The organism is Fodinicola feengrottensis, from assembly GCF_039530045.1.
In the GTDB taxonomy this organism is placed as follows: Bacteria; Actinomycetota; Actinomycetes; order Mycobacteriales; family HKI-0501; genus Fodinicola; species Fodinicola feengrottensis.
Genome location: NZ_BAAANY010000019.1, coordinates 37280 through 57658 on the forward strand (window position 1 = coordinate 37280; position 20379 = coordinate 57658).

General features: G+C 67.3%; 17 protein-coding genes. 4 read left to right on the forward strand and 13 right to left on the reverse strand.

What is annotated here, in order from left to right:
* Positions 1-2: 2 nt before the first annotated feature.
* The 5 genes from ABD301_RS23130 to ABD301_RS23150 all read right to left on the reverse strand — a co-directional run bounded on the left by ABD301_RS23130 (position 3) and on the right by ABD301_RS23150 (position 4632).
* Positions 3-878, reverse strand: coding sequence for an acyl-CoA thioesterase (locus tag ABD301_RS23130; RefSeq protein WP_163571573.1), 876 nt, complete (start codon positions 876-878; stop codon positions 3-5).
* A 13-nt stretch (positions 879-891) separates the two neighbouring features.
* On the reverse strand, positions 892-2316 hold the full coding sequence (pyk, locus tag ABD301_RS23135; RefSeq protein ID WP_344312521.1) for a pyruvate kinase: 1425 nt from the start codon (positions 2314-2316) through the stop codon (positions 892-894).
* 113 nt (positions 2317-2429) lie between these two features.
* Complete coding sequence (locus tag ABD301_RS23140; RefSeq protein ID WP_163571571.1) at positions 2430-2648, reverse strand: non-oxidative hydroxyarylic acid decarboxylases subunit D; 219 nt, start codon at positions 2646-2648, stop codon at positions 2430-2432.
* Positions 2645-4087, reverse strand: coding sequence for a non-oxidative hydroxyarylic acid decarboxylases subunit C (locus ABD301_RS23145; protein WP_279581974.1), 1443 nt, complete (start codon positions 4085-4087; stop codon positions 2645-2647). Before ABD301_RS23145 ends, ABD301_RS23140 begins: the two co-directional genes overlap by 4 nt.
* Positions 4069-4632, reverse strand: a complete 564-nt coding sequence (locus ABD301_RS23150; protein WP_344312523.1) for a non-oxidative hydroxyarylic acid decarboxylases subunit B — start codon at positions 4630-4632, stop codon at positions 4069-4071. The genes ABD301_RS23145 and ABD301_RS23150 overlap by 19 nt, the downstream gene beginning before the upstream one ends.
* Positions 4633-4684: 52 nt before the next feature.
* Between ABD301_RS23150 and ABD301_RS23155 the strand changes: the two genes are divergently transcribed.
* From ABD301_RS23155 to ABD301_RS23165, 3 genes are all read left to right on the forward strand, one after another.
* On the forward strand, positions 4685-5086 hold the full coding sequence (locus tag ABD301_RS23155; RefSeq protein ID WP_344312524.1) for a MarR family winged helix-turn-helix transcriptional regulator: 402 nt from the start codon (positions 4685-4687) through the stop codon (positions 5084-5086).
* A gap of 21 nt (positions 5087-5107) precedes the next feature.
* Positions 5108-5455 carry a VOC family protein gene (locus ABD301_RS23160; protein WP_344312526.1) on the forward strand — a complete coding sequence of 116 codons (348 nt, stop codon included), beginning with the start codon at positions 5108-5110 and terminating at the stop codon, positions 5453-5455.
* Positions 5456-5553: 98 nt separating this feature from the next.
* Complete coding sequence (locus ABD301_RS23165) at positions 5554-6426, forward strand: alpha/beta fold hydrolase (RefSeq protein ID WP_344312528.1); 873 nt, start codon at positions 5554-5556, stop codon at positions 6424-6426.
* On the opposite strand, the gene ABD301_RS23170 is transcribed toward ABD301_RS23165, so the two are convergent.
* Positions 6410-7597 carry an MFS transporter gene (locus tag ABD301_RS23170; protein ID WP_344312529.1) on the reverse strand — a complete coding sequence of 396 codons (1188 nt, stop codon included), beginning with the start codon at positions 7595-7597 and terminating at the stop codon, positions 6410-6412. The two genes, ABD301_RS23165 and ABD301_RS23170, sit on opposite strands and share 17 nt — an antisense overlap.
* 75 nt (positions 7598-7672) lie before the next feature.
* Here ABD301_RS23170 and ABD301_RS23175 point away from each other — a divergent pair, with 75 nt between their 5' ends.
* Positions 7673-8551: a LysR family transcriptional regulator gene (locus tag ABD301_RS23175; protein WP_344312530.1), complete on the forward strand. Its 879-nt coding sequence runs from the start codon at positions 7673-7675 to the stop codon at positions 8549-8551.
* Here the strand turns inward: ABD301_RS23175 and ABD301_RS23180 are convergent.
* The 7 genes from ABD301_RS23180 to ABD301_RS23210 all read right to left on the reverse strand — a co-directional run bounded on the left by ABD301_RS23180 (position 8548) and on the right by ABD301_RS23210 (position 20365).
* The gene (locus tag ABD301_RS23180) at positions 8548-10008 is read right to left on the reverse strand and encodes a glutamate synthase subunit beta (protein WP_344312532.1); all 1461 of its coding nucleotides are present in this window, start codon (positions 10006-10008) and stop codon (positions 8548-8550) included. The genes ABD301_RS23175 and ABD301_RS23180 overlap by 4 nt on opposite strands.
* Positions 10001-14569: a glutamate synthase large subunit gene (gltB, locus tag ABD301_RS23185; RefSeq protein ID WP_344312534.1), complete on the reverse strand. Its 4569-nt coding sequence runs from the start codon at positions 14567-14569 to the stop codon at positions 10001-10003. The genes ABD301_RS23180 and gltB overlap by 8 nt, the downstream gene beginning before the upstream one ends.
* Before the next feature lie 279 nt (positions 14570-14848).
* Positions 14849-15907 carry a prolipoprotein diacylglyceryl transferase gene (gene lgt / locus ABD301_RS23190; RefSeq protein WP_163571567.1) on the reverse strand — a complete coding sequence of 353 codons (1059 nt, stop codon included), beginning with the start codon at positions 15905-15907 and terminating at the stop codon, positions 14849-14851.
* A 55-nt stretch (positions 15908-15962) separates the two neighbouring features.
* The gene (gene trpA / locus ABD301_RS23195; protein ID WP_344312535.1) at positions 15963-16751 is read right to left on the reverse strand and encodes a tryptophan synthase subunit alpha; all 789 of its coding nucleotides are present in this window, start codon (positions 16749-16751) and stop codon (positions 15963-15965) included.
* The gene (gene trpB / locus ABD301_RS23200) at positions 16748-17965 is read right to left on the reverse strand and encodes a tryptophan synthase subunit beta (RefSeq protein WP_344312537.1); all 1218 of its coding nucleotides are present in this window, start codon (positions 17963-17965) and stop codon (positions 16748-16750) included. The genes trpA and trpB overlap by 4 nt, the downstream gene beginning before the upstream one ends.
* 7 nt (positions 17966-17972) lie before the next feature.
* Positions 17973-18782 (reverse strand): indole-3-glycerol phosphate synthase TrpC, encoded by an 810-nt coding sequence (gene trpC, locus ABD301_RS23205; protein ID WP_344312539.1) that lies wholly within the window; start codon positions 18780-18782, stop codon positions 17973-17975.
* Positions 18783-18976: 194 nt separating this feature from the next.
* Complete coding sequence (locus tag ABD301_RS23210; RefSeq protein ID WP_163571566.1) at positions 18977-20365, reverse strand: NAD(P)/FAD-dependent oxidoreductase; 1389 nt, start codon at positions 20363-20365, stop codon at positions 18977-18979.
* Between the last annotated feature and the right edge of the window lie 14 nt (positions 20366-20379).

Consider the following 20379-nt stretch of genomic DNA (forward strand, 5'->3'; position numbering starts at 1 on the left):
CGCTATCGGGGACGGGCCGGGCGGATGAGGCCTTCCTGCAGGACAGTGGCGATGTGGGTGCCGTCGGCGGTGAAGAAGCGGCCGGAAGCGAGGCCGCGGCCACCGGAGGTCGACGGGCTGCTGCAGTCGTAGAGGAACCACTCGTCGGCGCGGAACGGCCGGTGGAACCAGACGGCGTGGTCGAGGCTGGCGCTGCTGACCTCGGCCCACGTCTTGCCATGCACGGCGAGCGTCGAGTCCAGCAGCGTCAGGTCGCTCGCGTACGTCAAAGCGCAGGCGTGCAACGCCTGGTCATCGGGCAGCTTCCCGTCGATCCGCATCCACACCTGCTGCCGATCCGACTTCGGCCGGGTGCCGGCCGAAACCCAGCCGGGCACCCCGACGTAGCGCAGGTCGATCGGGTGGTCCATCACGTTCCACGGCGCGTCCGGAGGGAGGTTCCTGCGTACGACATCCCAGACCGGCTGGAGCTCCTCCGGAGCTGGCACCCCCTCGGGCAGCTCGCTCTGGTGGCTGAAACCTTCTTCGGTCACCTGGAACGAAGCTGACATGAAGAAAATCGCACGACCGTGCTGGATCGCGGTGACCCGCCGGGTGGTGAACGAGCGGCCGTCCCGTACTGGCTCGACGGTGTAGAGGATGGGCACGGCCGGGTCGCCGGCGCGGATGAAATAGCCGTGCAGTGAGTGCACCGAGCGCTCGACGGACACCGTACGGCTGGCGGCCACCAGTGCCTGGCCAGCAACCTGACCGCCGAAGACCCGCTGCAGCGACACCTCCGGGCTCACGCCACGGAAGTAACCGACCTCCAGCTGCTCCAGGTCCAGCAGTTTCAGCAGCCGGTCGACGGCCGGTTGGCCGCGCAGCGGGTCCCCCAACGTCTTACTCCTGTCAGCCGGTGGTGTCCGAGCCCAACTGGTGCACCCGGACGGCGTTGGTCGAACCGGCCGTCCCGGGCGGGCTGCCGGCCACGATCACCACGCTGTCACCGGCCGGGAACCGCCCGATCGACAGCAGCGACGCATCGACCGCTCGCACCATATCGTCGGTGTGGGCGACCATGGGCGTGAGGAACGTCTCGACACCCCAGGAAAGCGCGAGCTGGTTCCGTACGGCCGGGATCGACGTGAAAGCCAGGATCGGCAGCCGGGTGTGCTGCCGCGCCAGTCGCCGGACCGTGTCGCCGGAGAGCGTGAAGGCGACGATCGCGCGCGCGTCCAGCACCTCGGCGATGTTCTTCGCCGCATGGGCGATGGCACCGCCCTTGGTACGCGGGTCGTGCTGCAGGGGCGGCACTCCCCAGTCGGCCTCCTCGACGGAGGTGATGATCTTGCTCATCGTCCGCACGGTCAGGATCGGGAACTTGCCGACCCCGGTCTCGCCGGACAGCATCAGCGCGTCGGCGCCGTCGAGCACGGCGTTGGCCACGTCAGAGGCCTCGGCGCGGGTCGGCCGGGAGTTCTCGATCATCGAGTCGAGCATCTGGGTGGCCACGATGACCGGCTTCGCGTTCTCCCGGCAGAGCTGGATGCAGCGCTTCTGGACGATCGGCACCTGCTCCAGCGGCAGCTCGACACCGAGGTCGCCGCGGGCCACCATCATGCCGTCGAAGGCCAGCACAATCGACTCGAGGTTGTCGACGGCCTGCGGTTTCTCCAGCTTGGCGATCACCGGCAGCCGGCCGCCGCCGTGCTCGTCCATGATCTGGCGGATCAGCTCGACCTCGCTGGCCTCCCGTACGAACGACATGGCGATCATGTCCACCCGCAGGTCCAGCGCGAACTTCAGGTCCGCGATGTCCTTCTCGGACAGCGCCGGCACCGAGAGCGCCGACTCCGGCACCGAGATGCCCTTGTTGTTGCTGACCGGCCCGCCCTCGATGACCAGGCAGCGGATCCGCGGCCCGTCCAGCGCGGTGATCTCGACCGCGACCTTGCCGTCGTCGATCAGCAGCCGGTCGCCGACCGACACCTCTTTCGACAGCTTGTCGTAGGTCGTCGAGACCAGGTCGTGGGTGCCGTCGACCGGATCGGTGGTGATGGTGACCGTCTCCCCGGTCAGCCACTCCACCGGCCCGTCCTTGAACCGGCCGAGCCGGATCTTGGGGCCCTGCAGGTCGGCCAGCACGGCGACCGCGTGGCCGGTGGCGTCGGACGCCTCCCGGACCAGCTGGTACGCCGCCTGGTGGTCTTCGTGGCTGCCGTGGCTGAAGTTCAGCCGGGCAACGTCCATGCCTGCGTCCACCAGGGCTCTTACCCGCTCCGGGGAGGACGTGGCAGGACCGATGGTGCAGACGATCTTCGCGCGCCTACTCATGGGCGACACAGTATCGGGACCGGGTGAACCGATGCAGAACGGGGAGCGATCTTCGTCACCCTGTCACGTACCCGAACAGGCCAAAAGCCGCACATCACAACAGATGCCCAAAGCTACTGCTCTGGTACGACCGGAACTTCGACCGCCGCGTCGATGTCGGCCTGGGTGAGCTGGAAAACCTTCGGATAGGCGGCGCGGGTGGTGCGCCGGGCCGGCTCGGTCGTACGCCACGCATAACCGCACCGTGCGCAACGCAACAGCTCCCAGACATCGGGCACCGGCGAGGTGGCCATGACGGCGATCGTGCTGTGGTCGCACCGTGGACAGGTCACGGCTTTCCCTTTCGTACGGCCTGAAGCCGCCGCACCCAGTCGCCGGTCTCGGGCAGGTCATGCACCGCCTGTTCGAACCGCCCGCGCCGATCCGGCGGGACCGGCGTGGTCGCGTCGATGATGAGTTTGTTGCTGATCCCCGCCGGTTCCGAGCTCGGATCCAGGTGCAGCACGGACAGATTCGGCAGGTTGACCAGGTCGGCGGCGGCGTTCACTTTCGTCGACATCGCCCACATCACCCGCGGCAGGTCGAAAGGATCGACTTCCGCGTCGACCACGATGACCATCTTGCAATAACCGAGGCCATGAGGTGTGGTCATCGCCCGCATCCCGACCGCTTTCGCGAAACCGCCATAACGAGTCTTGGTGGAAATAATGGCGAGCAGGCCATGCGTGTACATCGCGTTGACCGCCTGCACTTCCGGGAAATCCGCCTTCAGCTGCTGGTAGAGCTGCACGCAGGTGGCAGGTCCGATCAAGTAGTCAAGCTCGGTCCACGGCATGCCGAGATAGAGCGACTCGTAGATCGGGTTCGTACGATAGGAAATGCGGTCGACGCGTACGACCGGCATCTTGCGACCGCCGGAATAGTGCCCGGTGAACTCCCCAAACGGGCCTTCGAGCTCCCGTTTTCGGCCCTCCACAACACCTTCCAACACCACCTCCGATCCCCACGGCACGTCCAGACCGGTCAGCGGCGCGGTCGCGATCGGGGCCGGCTCGCCGCGCAGGGCACCGGCCAGCTCGTATTCGGACTGGTCGTACGCCATCGGAGTCGCCGCTGCCAGCGTGATCGCCGGATCGTTGCCCACAGCGATCGCGATCGGCAGATCCTCGTGAGATTCTTCCGCTCTCTGCAAGTGAATCGCTATGTCGTGCATGGGTGCGGGTTGCAGGCCGAGCCTTCGCGGTCCTTTGACTTCCAGCCGGTAGATGCCGACATTCTGTTTCCCAAAATTCCCGGGATCGGTCGGATCGCGGGAAACCACTGCGGCCTTGTCCAGGAAGAAGCCGCTGTCGCCGTCGTTGAGGCGAAACACCGGCAGCACGTCGAAGATGTTGACCTCGTCGCCGGTACGAGTGTTCTCGGCCCACGGTGGACTGACGCGGCGCACCGGCGGGACCGGGAAATTCTCCCAGCGGCGAGCGAATTCCTCGACCTGCTCGCGTACCAGGGTGTCCGGAGGCAGCCCCAGCGCGAGGGCGTGATTGGGCCACGACCCGTGCACGTTCAACGCGATCTTCGCGTCCCGAAAGCCTTGCACGTTGTCAAAGTAAAGCGCCGGAGAGCCCTCGACACGGGAGACCGCGTTCGCCGCCGCCGCCAGGTCGGGTTCGGCCGTCACCTCTTCGGAGATGCTCAGCAGTTGGCCGTTCTTGTCCAACTCGGCGAGAAAGGCCCGAAGGTCGTCGTACGCCATCAGCCGCGTCCGTTCCATCGGCCGGCGTCCGACGCCGGCAGTCCGACCTGGTCGAGAATCCTGACCACGAGGTGATCGACGATGTCGTCGACACTTTTGGGGTTGTTGTAGAAAGCCGGCATCGGCGGCACGATCGACACACCCATCCGGGCCAGCGCCAGCATGTTCTCCAAATGAATCTCACTGAGCGGTGTCTCGCGCGGCACCAGCACCAGTCGACGCCTTTCCTTCAGCGTCACATCAGCCGCCCGGCCCACCAGCCCGTCGGCGTAACCAGCGCGAATGCCAGCCAGCGTTTTCATGCTGCATGGGACGACAATCATCGCATCGGTAAGGAAAGACCCCGACGAGATCGGCGCTCCCTGGTCCCCCGGGCCGTAAACGACATCGGCCAGCGCGGTCACCTGATGCGCCGCGTACGACGTTTCCAGCTCCAGCGTGACTTTCGCCCATCGCGTCATCACCAGATGCGTTTCGACCGCCGGCAGGTCCCGCAGCGCTTCCAGCAGTCGTACGCCGATCAGCGCACCTGTCGCGCCGGTCATGCCCACGATCACCTTCATGGGGGAAGACTATTCGTACACGAACGATTCGTCTACGACCTATACTAGCTCGATGGACTGGCCGGCATTCCACCAGATGCGGATCGTGTTGCAGGAACACAACGCGCACTGGCAGGCCCAGGTGCCCGAGCTGACCAAGCCGCAGTATGCCGTCATGCGCGCGATCGAGGCCGAGCCCGGCCTCGAGCAGTCCGCGGCTGCCTCGGCAGCCGCCACCGACAAGGCCACTCTCGCGGTTTTGCTGCTCCGCCTGGAAAGTCGTGGCCTGATCGGGCGGGCCGTGGACCCGCAGGACCGTCGCCGCAAGCTCCTGCGGCTGACTCCTGGGGGCCGTGAGCTGCTCAGACGTGCCCGGCCGGTCGTCGACGGGATGAGCGCGGAGCTGCTGGCCCGGCTCACCGAGCCAGAACAGGCCCAACTCACCCGCCTGCTGGCCAAGCTCGCCACCGGATAGCAAGGTGCGCTAGACACAGCTATGGCCATCATTGGATTGCACACCATCGTCTACAGCAGCCACGCCGAGGAAGTCCGCGCGTTCTTCCGTGACGTGCTCGACTATCCCAGCGCGGACGCCGGCGGCGGCTGGCTGATCTTCGCGATGCCACCCGCCGAACTGGCGGTCCATCCCGGCGACGAGCCACGCCAGGAGCTTTACCTGATGTGCGACGACCTCCCGGCCACCATGACGGAGCTGACCGCGAAAGGCGTCACCTTCACCAAGCCGGTCGACGAGCAGCGCTGGGGTGCGATCACCGCGATCGCACTGCCCGGCGGCACCGAAATCGGCCTCTACCAGCCCTATCATCCGTTGCCGCCGCGGTAGCGAAGGCGCGTACGACCGACTGCTCTCCTGAGCGAGTTGGCGAAGGACCGATGAGTTTCGCCGGCATGGTGAGTCACAGCTGGCAAGGAGGAGAAGACATGACTGAGGCGAAAATGCACACACTGGAAGTTCCCGGCGCGGTGCTGCATTACGACGTGCGAGAAGGCGAGGCGGACACCGAGCCGACGCTGCTGATGATCGGGTCGCCGATGGCGGCCAGCGGATTCGGTACGCTCGCGAGCTATTTCACCGACCGTACGGTCGTCACGTACGACCCGCGTGGCTCAGAGCGCAGCGAGCGTACCGACGGAGCTCTGCAGAACACTCCCGACGAACACGCCGATGACCTGCACCGATTGATCACCGCGCTCGGCGTCGGGCCGGTCGACATCTTCGCCAGCAGCGGCGGCGCGGTCAACGGACTGGCGCTGATCGCTCAGCATCCGGACCAGGTTCGTACGCTCGTGGCGCACGAGCCGCCGGTCACCCAGGAGCTGCCGGACCGCGAGGCGGCGCTGGCCGCGTGTACGGACATCCACGAGACCTACCTGCGCAGCGGCAGCGGCCACGCGATGGCGAAGTTCATCGCCCTGGTAAGCCACGACGGCCTGTTCACCGCCGACTTCGCCGACCAACCGGCGCCCAACCCCGCTGACTTCGGGCTGCCAACTGACGACGACGGCACCCGGAACGACGCGCTGCTCGGGTTGAACATCATCTCGTGCAACTACTACCAGCACGATTTCGACGCCATCGGGTCGGCGTCAAGCCGCCTCGTACTCGGCGTTGGCGCGGAGTCCAGCGACCAGCTGCCGGCCCGCGCGACGCGCGCGGTGGCCGCGCGACTGGGCACGACCACAGTGACTTTTCCGAGCAACCACGGCGGTTTCCTCGGCGACGAATACGGCATGCCGGGCAAGCCCGCGGAGTTCGCGGCGACCCTGCGGGAGGTCCTCAGCCAGCGGACGTGACGACCGCGCCGGACCGGTTCAGCCGCAACAGCGCGGCCATCGCGGCGAGGGCCACCAGCGACATCACCACCGCGAAGGCGATCGCGGCCGTACGCAGATCCACGACCGCGGTCGCCAGGCCGACCAGCACCACCGGGATGGAGATCCCGACGTACGCGACCACGTTCAGAGCGGCGACGACCTCGGCTCGGCGGTCCGCTGGCGCGTACTCGGTGATGGCGTTCATCGCGGCCCGGAAGCTGAGGCCGTGCCCGGCGCCGGCCACGATGGTGCCGATCGCCAGCAACGGCAGCGACGCGAGCGCCAGCGCGATGCCGATCGCGGCCAGCCCGACGACCAGCGTGAGGCAGCCAGCCGGCAGCGCGAGGTGGTCCCGCCAGCGCGACGAGACGAGCTGGCTGAGCGCCGAGCCGGCGAACATCGAGAACACCACGGCGCCGGCCACCGCGTGCCCGGTCTGGTGAAGGGTGGTCGCGAGCAGACCGGGCTCGACCGCGGTCAGTAGCCCGAGGACTGCGAAAGCCGCGAAAGCCGCGATCGCCGCCGGCACGAACACCCCTCGCACCTCCGGTGGCACCGCCAGCCGTGGCCGCTGGAACGCCTTCCCGGACGCCGCCGGGGTGGCCGGTGCAGCCCGCCAGACCAGCACCGTCGCCGGTACGAGCAGCGCGAACTGCACCGCGTACGGGAGGTAGAGCGGCAGCGGCACGAGGTCGGCCAGCAGGCCGGACAGCAGCGGCCCGCAGCCGAGGCCAAGCATGTTGACGGCGGTGGCGGCCATCGTGACCACGCGGCGGTGGTGTGGGTCGGCAAGGTCGACCATCGTCGCGACGGCCGCCGCGGTCACCAGCCCCGCCGACACACCGGAGACGACCCGTCCAAGAAAGAGCACCGGCAGGCTCGGCCCGGTCAGGAAGATCAGCGAGCTGAGGGCCGAGACGCCCAGCGCGGCCAGCAGCACCGGACGGCGGCCGAGCACATCGGACGCGCGGCCGAACAGCAACAGCGGCACCAGTACGCCGGCCGCGTAAACCGCATAGATGACCGTGGTCAGGCCGCTGCCGAAGCCGAGTTGGTGCTGGTAGATGGGGTAGAGCGGGGTCGGCAGCGTGGTACCGACCATGATCGCGGCGAACGCGTACGCCACGGACACAATCGCTTTCGTTTTCACGTACCCCAGTCTGCGCCATCGTGATCCAGAGATAAAATTGATAATTCCGCTTGTTGAGATCGATATGATCACTCAATGGAGCTCCGCCAGCTGAGCCACTTCGTCGCGGTCGCCGAGCAGCGGCACTTCACCCGCGCCGCGACCCAGCTGCACCTCACCCAGTCGAGCCTGTCCGCTTCGATCCGTGCGCTGGAACGTGAGCTGGGCGGCAGCCTGTTCGTACGCAGCACTCGCCGCGTTGAGCTGACCGAAGCCGGTCGCGCCCTGCTGCCGGCCGCTCTCCGGGCGCTGGCCGCCGCCGACGACGGACGCGACGCGGTGGCTGGTGTGCACGGACTGCTGCGCGGCCAACTGACCATCGGATCGTTGCAAACGCTGGGAATCCTCGACCTCGCGGCGCTGCTGTCGCGCTATCACCGGCGGCATCCAGCGATCACCATCCAGGTGCGCAACGCCAACGTCAGCGCGCTCGTCCACGACACCGTGACGGGCCGGTTGGACCTCGCGTTCGTGGACCTTCCGCTCGGCGAGCACGCCACCGGGGTCCGGTCGGTCCCGCTCGGCGAGGAGACGCTCGTACTGGCCGTCGCCGCCGACGACCCGCTGGCCGCCCGGAGCCGGGTCCGACTGGCCGACCTCGTGGACCTCGATTTTGTCGAGTACCGGGCCGATTCCGCGCTCCGGGCGACCCTGGACGCGGCCTGCGCGTCGGTCGGCCTGGACCGCCGCATCCGCTGTGAAGTCGACACGATCACGACCCAGGTCGACCTCGTCGGTTACGGCCTCGGCGTCGCCTTGCTCCCGCCGATGACGTTGCGTACGGCGTCGCGTCCAGTCGTCGCCCTACCCACCGACCCGCCCATCAGCCGCTCGCTTCTGGTCGTCACCGCCGCCACCCGCTCACCCACTCCGGCGGCCGCCGCCCTCCTCGCCCTTCTCCCCACCACCGGCTAGCGGGCGATCAGGGCCATGGTGGTGGGGTTGATGGGGGCCGGGAGCTGGGTGTGGCCGGTGAGGTAAGCGTCGACAGCGGCGGCGCAGGCGCGGCCCTCGGCGATCGCCCAGACGATCAGCGACTGGCCGCGGCCGGCGTCGCCGGCCACGAACACACCGTCCACAGTGGACTTCCATGCCGCGTCCCGCGCCACCGTGCCGCGCGGGCCGACGACCGTGCCCAGCTCGTCCAACAGGTCCGAACTCTTGTCGACCCCAGTGAAACCCATCGCCAGGAACACCAGCTGCGCCGGCAGCTCGCGTTCGCTGCCGGGCACCTTCTCAAAACGGCCGTCGACCATCGTGACCTCATGCAACGACAGCGCCTGCACGTTGCCAGCCGCGTCGCCGACGAACTTCTCGGTGTTGACGGAGAAAACCCGGTCGCCGCCTTCTTCGTGCGCACTGGACGTACGCATGATCAGCGGCCAGGTTGGCCACGGTGTGTTTTCCGGGCGTACGTCCGCCGGAATCGGCATGATCTCCAGCTGCGTAACACTCAAAGCTCCTTGCCGGTGTGCCGTGCCGAGGCAGTCCGCGCCGGTGTCGCCACCGCCGATGATCACCACATGCTTGCCAGCGGCATCGATGGGCGGCTCAGCGAGGTCGCCGTTCTGGACCCGGTTGGCCGGCTCCAAATACTCCATCGCGTAGTAGATCCCGGAAAGTTCACGCCCAGGAGCCGGCAGGTCGCGTGGCACCGTCGAACCCATCGCCAACACGATCGCGTCCGCATTCGCCCGCAGCTGCGCCGCGGTGAGATCCGCGCCGACGTTCACCCTCGTACGGAATTCGGTGCCCTCAGCGGACATCTGCTCCAACCGGCGGTCCAGATGGCGCTTTTCCATCTTGAATTCCGGGATGCCATAACGCAGCAGCCCACCGATTTTGTCGTTCCGCTCGTAAACAGTGACATCGTGGCCGGCACGAGTCAGCTGCTGAGCCGCGGCGAGTCCGGCTGGGCCCGAGCCAATGACGGCGACGTTCTTGCCAGATTTCAGCTGCGCGGGAGACGGCGTCACCCAGCCCTCAGCGAAGGCGCGGTCAATGATCTCGACCTCGACCTGCTTGATCGTCACCGGATCGCTGTTGATACCGAGTACGCACGCGGCCTCACAGGGCGCTGGACAGAGCCGCCCGGTGAATTCCGGGAAGTTGTTCGTCGCGTGCAGGCGCTCGATGGCGGACCGGAACTGGTCCGTACGCACCAGGTCGTTCCACTCCGGGATCAGGTTGCCCAGCGGACATCCGTTGTGGCAGAACGGAATCCCGCAGTCCATGCATCGAGATGCCTGGCTGCGCAGCTTGCCGGAGTCAAAGTCCTGGTAGACCTCGCGCCAGTCGGAGATCCGGATGTCGACCGGCCGCCGCTGCGGAAGTTCCCGGCCGTACTTGAGAAAACCAGTGGGGTCAGCCACGTGCGGCCTCCATGATCGCCTCGCCGACATCGCGGCCGGCCGCTTCGGCCTGCCGGGTGGCCTCCAACACGCGGCGGTAGTCCCGCGGCATGATCTTGGTGAATGCGGCCCTGCGCCGTTCCCAGTTGGCCAGCAGCTCGGCGGCCACCGGCGAACCGGTTTCGGCTTCGTAGCGGCCAATGATGTTCCGCAGCCTGTCAGCATCCTCCGCGGACACTGCTTCGAGGTCGACCATCTCGCGGTTCACCAACCGCGGGTCGAGATTCAGGACGTACGCGCTGCCGCCCGACATGCCAGCCGCGAAGTTCCGGCCGGTGGGCCCAAGAACGACGACCGTGCCGCCGGTCATGTACTCACAGCCGTGGTCGCCGACGCCTTCGACAACGGCGAGCGCACCGGAGTTCCGTACGCCGAACCGCTCCCCCACGATGCCGCGAATGAACGCTTCGCCGCGGGTCGCGCCATAGAGAATCGTGTTGCCGGCAATGATGTTGCGCTCCGCCTCAAAAGGCGCGACGGGATCCGGCCGCAGCACGATACGTCCGCCGGAAAGACCCTTGCCGACGTAGTCGTTCGCGTCGCCGAGCAGTCGCAAAGTGACCCCCGGCGGCACAAACGCGCCGAACGACTGGCCGGCCGTGCCGGTGAAAGTGATGTCGATGGTGTTGGCCGGCAAGCCTTCCGCACCGAATCGCCGGGTCACGAAGGAGCCGAGCATGGTGCCGACGGTGCGGTTGACGTTGCGTACGGGCAATTCCAACTTCACCGGCGAACCATCCAGCAACGCGCCCTCGCAGAGCTGGATAAGCGTGTTGTCCAACGCTTTCTCCAGGCCGTGGTCCTGCTCGGTGGTGTTGTGCCGGGACGTGCCTTCGGGCAGCTCCGGCACCACGAACAACGGCGAGAGGTCCATCCCGGAGGCTTTCCAGTGATCGACGGCGGCCCGGGTGTCGAGCACCTCAGCGTGCCCGATCGCCTCCTGGATCGACCGGAATCCCAGCTCGGCCAACAACTCCCGAACCTCTTCGGCGATGTATTCGAAGAAGGTCACCACATATTCGGCCTTGCCGGTGTATTTCTCCCGCAGCTTCGGGTTCTGGGTGGCGACGCCCACCGGACAGGTGTCCAGGTGGCAGACCCGCATCATGACGCAGCCCGAAACCACCAGCGGAGCGGTGGCGAAACCGTACTCCTCAGCGCCCAACAACGCGGCAACGACGACATCTCGGCCGGTCTTGAGCTGGCCGTCGGTCTGCACCACGATTCGGTCGCGCAGGTTGTTCAGCAGCAGGGTTTGTTGCGTTTCCGCCAAACCCAGCTCCCACGGCGCGCCCGCGTGCTTCAGCGAGGTGAGCGGCGCGGCGCCCGTACCGCCGTCATAGCCGGAAATCAGCACGACATCGGCATGCGCCTTGCTGACGCCGGCCGCGACCGTACCCACCCCGACCTCGGCGACCAGCTTGACGTGGATCCGCGCTTCCGGGTTGGCGTTCTTCAGGTCGTGGATCAGCTGCGCGAGATCCTCGATCGAATAGATGTCGTGGTGCGGCGGCGGGCTGATCAGGCCGACGCCCGGGGTGGAATGTCTCGTACGGGCAATCCACGGATAGACCTTGTGGCCGGGCAGCTGGCCGCCCTCACCGGGCTTGGCGCCCTGCGCCATCTTGATCTGGATGTCGTCGGCGTGCACCAGATAGTCGCTGGTGACACCAAAACGGCCGGACGCGACCTGTTTGATCGAGCTGCGCCGGCGCGGGTCGCGGAGCCGATCGGCGTCTTCGCCACCCTCACCGGTGTTGGACCGGGCGCCCATCGAGTTCATCGCGATCGCCAGAGTTTCGTGCGCCTCAATCGAAATCGAGCCGTAGCTCATCGCGCCGGTGGAGAACCGCTTGACGATCTCGCTGGCCGGCTCCACCTCCTGGATCGGGATGGGCTTGCGACCAGAGGAGAAGTCGAAGAGCCCTCGTAGAGTCGCGGCCTGTTTGGACAGGTCATCCACGGCCGAGGTGTATTGCTTGAAGATCTCGTATTTGCGCGTACGAGTGGAGTGCTGGAGCAGGAAAACCGTTTCCGGGTTGAAAAGATGCACCTCACCCTCGCGGCGCCACTGGTATTCGCCGCCCACGTCCAGGCGCCGGTGCGCCCGGTCGGCCGGGTTCGCCGGCCACGCCTTGGCGTGCCGAGCAGCCACCTCGGCGGCGATCGCCCCGAGGTCGACGCCGCCGAGTTTACTTGTCGTACCAGTGAAGTAGCGGTCAACCAGGTCCTGGCTGAGGCCGATCGCCTCGAACACCTGCGCGCCGGTGTACGACGCGACCGTCGAGATGCCCATCTTGCTCATGACCTTGAGGACGCCCTTGCCGAGCGCCTTCACGTAGTTCCGGATCGCCTTCTGCGCCGCGATTCCGGTCAGCTGGCCGCCGGAGACCATGTCCTCGATGGTCTCGAAAGCCAGATACGTGTTGACCGCGGCGGCGCCGTATCCCAGCAGCAGAGCCACATGGTGCACCTCGCGGGCGTCGCCGGCCTCCACGACCAGACCGACGCGCGTACGAGTGCGCTCCCGCACCAGATGATGGTGAACGCAGGCAGTCAGCAGCAGCGACGGAATGGGCGCGAGATCCGCGGTGGAATCCCGGTCCGAGAGCACGATAATCCGGGCGCCATCCTCGATCGCCTCGGAAATAAGCCGGCAGATCTCCACCAGCCGAGCCTTCATTCCGGCCGCGCCCTCGACCACCCGGTAAAGGCCGGAAACCGTGACCGCCCGGAATCCCGGCATGTCACCGTCGTCGTCGATGTGCACGATCTTCGCGAGCTCGTCGTTGTCGATCACCGGGAACGGCAACACGATCTGCCGGCAGCTGGCCGGGCCGGGAATGAGCAGGTTCTGCTCCGCCCCGATGGTGTCACCGACACTGGTGACGATTTCCTCGCGAATCGCGTCCAGTGGCGGATTGGTGACCTGCGCGAAAAGCTGCGAGAAATAGTCATAAAGCAGCCGGGCGCGATGGGACAGCACCGCCACCGGGGTGTCGCTGCCCATCGAACCGATGGCCTCCATACCGGAGGTCGCCATCGGCGTCAGGATGATCCGGAGTTCTTCCTCGGTGTAGCCAAAAGTCTGCTGCCGGCGCTGCACCGACTCGTGCCCGTAGGTGACGTGCTCGCGCTCGGGCAGGTTTCCCAGCCGGGTCAGGCCCGCGTGCAACCATTCGTCGTACGGCTGCTCGGCGGCCAACTCGGCCTTGATTTCGTCGTCCTCGACGATCCGGCCCAAAGCGGTGTCCACCAAGAACATCCGGCCCGGCCGCAGCCGGCCCTTCGCGACCACCTGGGCCGGGTCGATCTCCAGCACGCCGGCCTCACTGGCCAACACGACCAGGTCGTCGCGGGTCCGCCACCAGCGGCCCGGCCGCAGGCCGTTGCGGTCCAGCACCGCACCAATCTGTGTGCCGTCTGTGAAAGCGACACAGGCTGGGCCGTCCCACGGCTCCATCAGCGACGAATGGAACTCGTAAAAAGCCCGCCGCGCCGGATCCATGTCGGCGTTGTTTTCCCAGGCCTCGGGAATCATCATCAACATCGCGTGCGGCAGGCTCCGACCGCCCAGGTGCAGCAACTCCAGCACCTCGTCGAAAGTCGCCGAGTCGCTCGCGCCGGGCGTACAGATCGGGAAAATCCGCTCGACATCGCCGCCGAATGCCTCATCAATGGCCGGCGTGGCAAGCAACGCCTCGCGGGCCTGCATCCAGTTCCGGTTGCCCTGGATGGTGTTGATCTCGCCGTTGTGGGCGATGATCCGGTACGGATGCGCGAGCGGCCACGACGGGAACGTGTTCGTGGAGAACCGGCTGTGCACCAGGGCGATGGCGCTGTCCGTACGCGGATCGGTCAGGTCGCCGAAAAACGACGGCAGCTGATCGGTGGTTAGCATGCCCTTATAAACAATCGTGCGACTGGACAGCGACGGAAAGTAGACACCGCAGTCGCGTTCCGCGGAAATCCGCTCGATGCGTTTGCGGGCGACGAAAGCCATCCGCTCCAACGGCAGTCCGGAACGAAGATTGCCGGCGGAGTCGCTAAAAGTCAGGAAAATCTGCCGCACCCTGGGCAGCACGCCGAGTGCGGTCGGGCCGAGCATGGACGAATCCACCGGCGGCTGACGCCAGCCCAGCACCTGGCCCTGCTCCTGCGCGACGACCTCGTCGATCAGGTCCCGCGCGGCGGCCTCGCCGTCATCGTTGGCTGGCAGGAAAACCAGGCCGACCGCGTACGCCAGCTGACCGTCCGGATCCGCGTCGGGCAGCGGAAAATCCACCACCTCGCGGAGAAATCGGTCCGGCACCTGGAAGAGGATGCCGGCCCCGTCGCCGGAATTCACCTCGGCGCCGGCGGCACCGCGGTGCTCCATGTTATGAACGGCTGTCAGTCCATGGGCAATGATCTGATGTGAGCGTCGGCCCTTGGCGTCGGCAACAAAGGCGACACCACAGGAATCGTGTTCGAATGCCGGGTCATAAAGACCTTGGGCAGGCGGAACCGCAGAGAAATTCACCGGCAGGCTCCCTCGTCGTTAATGGGCACTCGTTTTCTCGGTCAAGGCAGACCGCACGAGTGCACCGGGCGGGGGCGGGACATCATTGGCCCTGGGGGACGGGCCAGCGTTCCGGCCCGGCGGATGACAAAGTTTGCGCACGGGATCGCCGGCGCACCTTCCGAGGTTACACGGCTGTAGGCATCGGGCGCGATCTCGCCGCGAGTGATCGATGCCACCGCCGGGCACGGACATACTGAGCTGCGTAAACGGGCCTTGACGTGGTAAATCCAGCGGCGCTCAGGCGCGGTCCGCGGACTCCGGTTCGGGGGTGTCCGCCGGGCTGTCACCGGACGGTGGCTCAGCGTCCGTTTTCGTCACGTCCACCTTGGTTTCGCCGGCTGTCTCGACGCTGCCCGCCGATGCGTCGGACGCGCTCGTCGAGTCCTCGGATGCGGCACCCACCGAGCCCTCAGAGTCACTCTCAGCAGCCGCGCCTTCGGCGACCAACTCGACCTTGCGGTTGTCCACGATCCGGAGCTTCTCGCGCGGCCCGCGCTGCCACAGGAAGTACGCGAGCGCCGCGAGGAAGACGACGATCGACGTCCAGTCGTTGAGCCGCAGACCAAGGAAATGGTGCGCGTCGTCGATCCGCAGCGCCTCGATCCAGAACCGGCCGACCGTGTAACCCATCCCGTACACCGCGAACGCCCTTCCGTGACCGAGCCGGAAACGCTTGTCCACCCAGATCACCAGCAGGCCGACGCCGATGTTCCACAGCAGCTCGTACAGAAAAGTGGGGTGGTACGTGCCCGGCAACGTCGCCACCGCATGCCCGGTCGCCGGGTCCATCTGGTGGATGACCAGGCCCCACGGCAGGTTGGTCTGGGCGCCGTACAACTCGTTGTTGAACCAGTTGCCGAGCCGGCCGATTGCCTGCGCGAACACCAGTCCGGGCGCGGCCGCGTCGGCCAGCACGCCGAGTGGGATGCCCAGCCGGCGGCAGCCGATCCAGGCACCGACCGCGCCCAGCGCCACCGCACCCCAGATCCCGAGGCCGCCGTTCCAGATCTTCAGCGCGTCGATCAGATGCCCGCTGGCGCCGAAATACGGCTCCGGGGTGGTGATCACGTGATAGATCCGGCCGCCGACGATCCCGAACGGCACCGCCCACAGCGCGATGTCCGTGACCGCGCCGGGCGGCCCGCCGCGGGCCCGCAGTCGCCGGTCGGTCAGCAACACCGCGACAACGATGCCGACGATGATGGCGAACGCGTACGCGCGGAGCGGAATCCACCCGAACAGGAACCACACGTTCTGGGTCGGGCTGGGAAGCGATGCCAGGGAGGCCGAAGTCACGCCGCCACGCTACCGGTGACCGCCAGCCCCGCTGAACACGCCCCGGCGGGCGGGGTCAGGAGCGGACGCCGGCAGCCAGGTCGGTGGTGAGGGCAGCCACGGCGCGTACGCCAGCGGCCTCGTCAGGAGCGTCGAGCAGGCACCGGACCAGCGCCGACCCGACGATGACCGCATCCGCGAACTGGGCCACCTCGGCGGCCTGCTCACCGTTGCTGACGCCGAGGCCAACCCCGATCGGCAGGCCGCCGGCAACCCTACGTACGCGCGCGACCAGCGTCGGCGCGGCGTCGGAGGTCTTCGCCCGCGCGCCCGTCACACCCATCACGGACGTGGCGTAGACGAAACCGCGGCAGGCCGCGACGGTGGCGGCCAACCGTGCGTCGGTGGACGACGGCGACACCAGGAAGATCTTGTCGAGGCTGTGCTTGTCGGCGACCGCGATCCAGTCTGCGCCCTCGTCCGGGATCAGGTCAGGCGTGATCAGGCCGGCGCCGCCAGCGTTCGCGAGGTCCTGCCCGAACCGCTCTGGGCCGTATCGCAGGATCGGGTTCCAGTACGTCATGACGACGGTCGGTACGCCGGTGGCGGCGACCGCCTCGACGGTCCGCAGGATGTCCGCGGTGTGCACCCCCCGGTCCAGCGCGGCCTGCGCGGCGGCCTGGATGGTCGGGCCGTCCATCACCGGATCGGAATACGGCAGACCGACCTCGATGATGTCGACGCCGGAGTCGACCATCGCCTTCATCGCGTCGATCGCGCCGGTCACCGACGGATAGCCGGCGGGCAAATAGCCGACCAGTGCGGACCGGCCGGACGCCTTCTCGAAAGCGGTAGCGACGCTCACGACTTCTCCCCCAACAGACCGAACCAGTTCGCTGCGGTCTCCATGTCCTTGTCGCCGCGACCGGACAGGTTGACCAGGATGATCGGCTCCCGGCCGAGGGTATGCGCGAGCTGCGGCGCCAGCCGCACGGCACCGGCCAGCGCGTGCGCGCTCTCGATCGCCGGGATGATGCCCTCCGTACGACACAGCAGCCGGAAAGCCTCCATCGCCTCGGCGTCGGTGACCGCCTCGTACGTGGCGCGGCCGGTGTCGGCAAGCCACGCGTGCTCCGGTCCGACGGCCGGGTAGTCCAGGCCGGCCGAGATCGAGTGCGACTCGATGGTCTGGCCGTCCGCGTCCTGCAGCAAGTACGTACGGGCGCCGTGCAGCACGCCGGGTGAGCCGCCGGTGATGCTGGCCGCGTGCCGGCCGCTCTGCACCCCGTCACCGCCGGCTTCGAAGCCGTAAAGACGCACGTCAGCGTCTGGGATGAACGCGTGGAAGATGCCCATCGCGTTCGATCCGCCGCCGACACACGCGCAGACCGCGTCCGGCAGCCCGCCGAGCAGTGCCAGGCTCTGCGCCCGCGCCTCCACCCCGATGCCGGCCGCGAACTCGCGCACCATTTCCGGGAACGGATGGGGGCCGCCCACCGAGCCGACCAGATAGTGCGTGTGGTCCACAGTGGACACCCAGTCGCGGAACGCCTCGTTCATGGCGTCCTTCAACGTCCGGCTGCCGGACTTGACGGGCACCACCTCGGCGCCGAGCATCCGCATGCGGGCCACGTTCAGGGCCTGCCGGCGGGTGTCCTCCTCGCCCATGTAGACGGTGCACTCGAGGTCGAGGTACGCGGCGGCCGTCGCGGTCGCGACACCATGCTGGCCGGCGCCGGTCTCGGCGATGACCCGCTGCTTGCCCATCCGCTTGGTGAGCAGCGCCTGGCCGAGCACGTTGCGAACCTTGTGCGCGCCGGTGTGGTTCAGGTCCTCGCGCTTGAGCAGAATCCGCGCGCCGGCCTTCGCGGACAGCCGCTTCGCCTGGTAGAGCAGGCTCGGGGTGCCGCCGTATTCCCGCAGCATCCGGGACAGCTCGGTGGTGAACTCGTCGTCGGCGAGCGCTTTGTGAAACTCGACGTCGAGCTCGTCGAGGGCCGCGACCAGTGCCTCCGGCACGAACCGTCCGCCGTACAGGCCGAAATAGCCGCGGGAATCCGGGCCTTGGCTGATCGTCATGCGCTCCTCATCGGGACGGCCGCGGCATCGCCGGATGCGACCCGGCGGTGACCAGGTCGGCGACCGCCTGCCGCGGGCTGCGGTCGGTCACCAGGCCCTCACCGACCAGCACCGCGTCGGCGCCGGCTGAGGCGTACGCGATGAGGTCGTGGGTGCTCTTCACCCCGGACTCGGCGATTTTCACCACGCTGGACGGCAGGCCGGGCGCGATCCGCTCGAAGATGGACTTGTCCACCTCCAGAGTCGCGAGGTTTCGCGCGTTCACGCCGATAACCTTCGCGCCGGCTTCCAGCGCGCGATCCGCCTCGGCCTCGTCGTGCACCTCGACCAGCGCGGTCATGCCGAGCGACTCGGTCCGCTCCAGCAACCCCATCAACACGTTCTGTTCCAGCGCGGCCACAATCAGCAACACCATGTCGGCGCCGTGGGCGCGGGCCTCGTGCACCTGGTACGAGCTGAAGATGAAGTCCTTGCGCAACACCAGAACGTCGACAGCCGCTCGTACGGCGGCAAGGTCTTCCAGTGATCCGTGGAAATAGTTGCGTTCAGTGAGCACGCTGATACACCGCGCTCCACCGGCCGCATACTCCCCCGCGAGCGCGGCGGGGTCGCGAATATCGGCCAGCTGGCCGGCCGACGGCGACGCACGCTTCACCTCGGCGATCACGCCGACGCCCGGCGCGCGCAAGGCACGGAGAGCGTCTTTTGCCGCCGGAGCAGCGGCCGCGAGCCTTTTGACCTCGTCGAGCGGGACGGCGGCCTGACGTTCTTCGACGTCCGCTTTCACCCCGACGAGAATGTCGTCGAGAACACTCATCGGTCGCCCACAACCACATTCGGGCACGACCGATCGCTCCCGCGCACCTCGCCTCTTTTCAGGCCTGTTCCGAGCCCGCCCGATCCCATGCGTGGGATGCTACCGACCGACAATTCGGGCTCGGTCATCGCCCGGTAAAACACAGCCTTTAGACCTGCAAATAGCTAGTCCTGGTCTCCTTGATAACAGTCAGCTCAGTAGCGGCCAGCCACCCGGTCGGCGATCCGGGCAATCGGGCTGGTGGTCGGACGGCCCCGATATTCCTGCCGGTCGGCGAACCGGTAGAGCGCGTAAAGCGACCGTACGCCAAGAAAACGCAGCGGTTCGGGCTCCCAGCGGCGGACCCGCCGGCCGACCCACGGCAATCTGGTCAGCTCGCTGTCGCGGCGCAGCACCAGATCCCGCAACGTCCGCCCGGCCAGATTCGTCGTCGCCACTCCGTGACCGACATAACCGCCCGCGGTGCCAAGGCCACTGGGCCGGTCGAACCGTACGGTCGAGCACCAGTCCCGCGGCACGCCCAGCACCCCACACCACGCGTGCGCCACGGACGCTCCGACGGCCGCCGGGAACAGCTGCCGCAGCAGCTCGGAAAGTGCTGCCACCGTACGGATCTGGGTGGCGCCACTGTGATCGGTACGAGAGGCGAATCGATAGGGCACGCCACGCCCGCCAAGCGCGATCCGGCCATCCGCGGTGCGCTGCGCGTACATGTACGCATGGGCCATATCGCCAAGGGTTTCCGCTTCCCGCCAGCCCACTTCGGCCCAGAAATAGTCCGGCAGCTGCTCGGTCACGATCATGGAAGAATTCATCGGCAACCAACTCCGCCGCTCGCCGGCGAGTCCGGCGGTAAATCCCTCCAGGCATCGCAAAACAACGTCCGCGGTCACCGTCCCCCGGTTCGTACGCACCCGCCGCGACTCGATGTCGAGCACCTCGGTCCGCTCGTACAAGCGCACCCCGAGACCCTCCACGACCCGCGCCAGCCCGCGGACGAGCTTTGCCGGTTGCAGGCGCGCGCAATGCTGGCTGTAGATGCCGCCAACCGCCCCCTGGACCCGAATTCTGCCCGCCAGCTCAGCACCGTCCAATATGGACACGTCGGTGTCCTGGTAACCCCAGTGCCGCAACTGCTCGTACTCGTCCCGCAGCCGGCCGAGCTGCGCCGGACTCCGGGCTATTTCCAGATTCCCGCCTTTGTGAATGTCCGCGTCAATTCCCTCGGCCGCGGCCACCTCGATCACCTCGTCAACGGTCGCCATCATGGCCCGCTGCAACGCCAGCGTCGCCGCCCGCCCGTGACTCGCCGCATACCGACTCGCCGACCCGGCCAGGTTCGCCGTCAACCACCCGCCATTGCGTCCAGATGCGCCGAAACCCGCGAATTCCTTCTCCAGCACCACAATCCGCAGATCCGGCTGCGCCTTCTTCAGGTAGTACGCCGTCCACAACCCGGTATACCCAGCCCCCACAATCGCCACATCCACGGCCGTGTCGCCCGGCAAACCCGGCCGATAGTCCGGCTTTCCCAGCTGGGCGTACCAAAACGACACCCCACCATTAGGCACCGCACGGGTCACTGACCGCCTCCTCT

What these genes read in the sequence shown, in the direction of transcription:
- pyk (WP_344312521.1), bottom strand. Translation starts at nt 2,316, where the DNA reads ATGAGTAGGCGCGCGAAGATCGTCTGCACCATCGGTCCTGCCACGTCC.
- ABD301_RS23145 (WP_279581974.1), bottom strand. Translation starts at nt 4,087, where the DNA reads ATGGAACGGACGCGGCTGATGGCGTACGACGACCTTCGGGCCTTTCTC.
- ABD301_RS23150 (WP_344312523.1), bottom strand. Translation starts at nt 4,632, where the DNA reads ATGAAGGTGATCGTGGGCATGACCGGCGCGACAGGTGCGCTGATCGGC.
- ABD301_RS23155 (WP_344312524.1), top strand. Translation starts at nt 4,685, where the DNA reads ATGGACTGGCCGGCATTCCACCAGATGCGGATCGTGTTGCAGGAACAC.
- ABD301_RS23160 (WP_344312526.1), top strand. Translation starts at nt 5,108, where the DNA reads ATGGCCATCATTGGATTGCACACCATCGTCTACAGCAGCCACGCCGAG.
- ABD301_RS23165 (WP_344312528.1), top strand. Translation starts at nt 5,554, where the DNA reads ATGACTGAGGCGAAAATGCACACACTGGAAGTTCCCGGCGCGGTGCTG.
- ABD301_RS23175 (WP_344312530.1), top strand. Translation starts at nt 7,673, where the DNA reads ATGGAGCTCCGCCAGCTGAGCCACTTCGTCGCGGTCGCCGAGCAGCGG.
- trpB (WP_344312537.1), bottom strand. Translation starts at nt 17,965, where the DNA reads ATGACGATCAGCCAAGGCCCGGATTCCCGCGGCTATTTCGGCCTGTAC.
- trpC (WP_344312539.1), bottom strand. Translation starts at nt 18,782, where the DNA reads ATGAGTGTTCTCGACGACATTCTCGTCGGGGTGAAAGCGGACGTCGAA.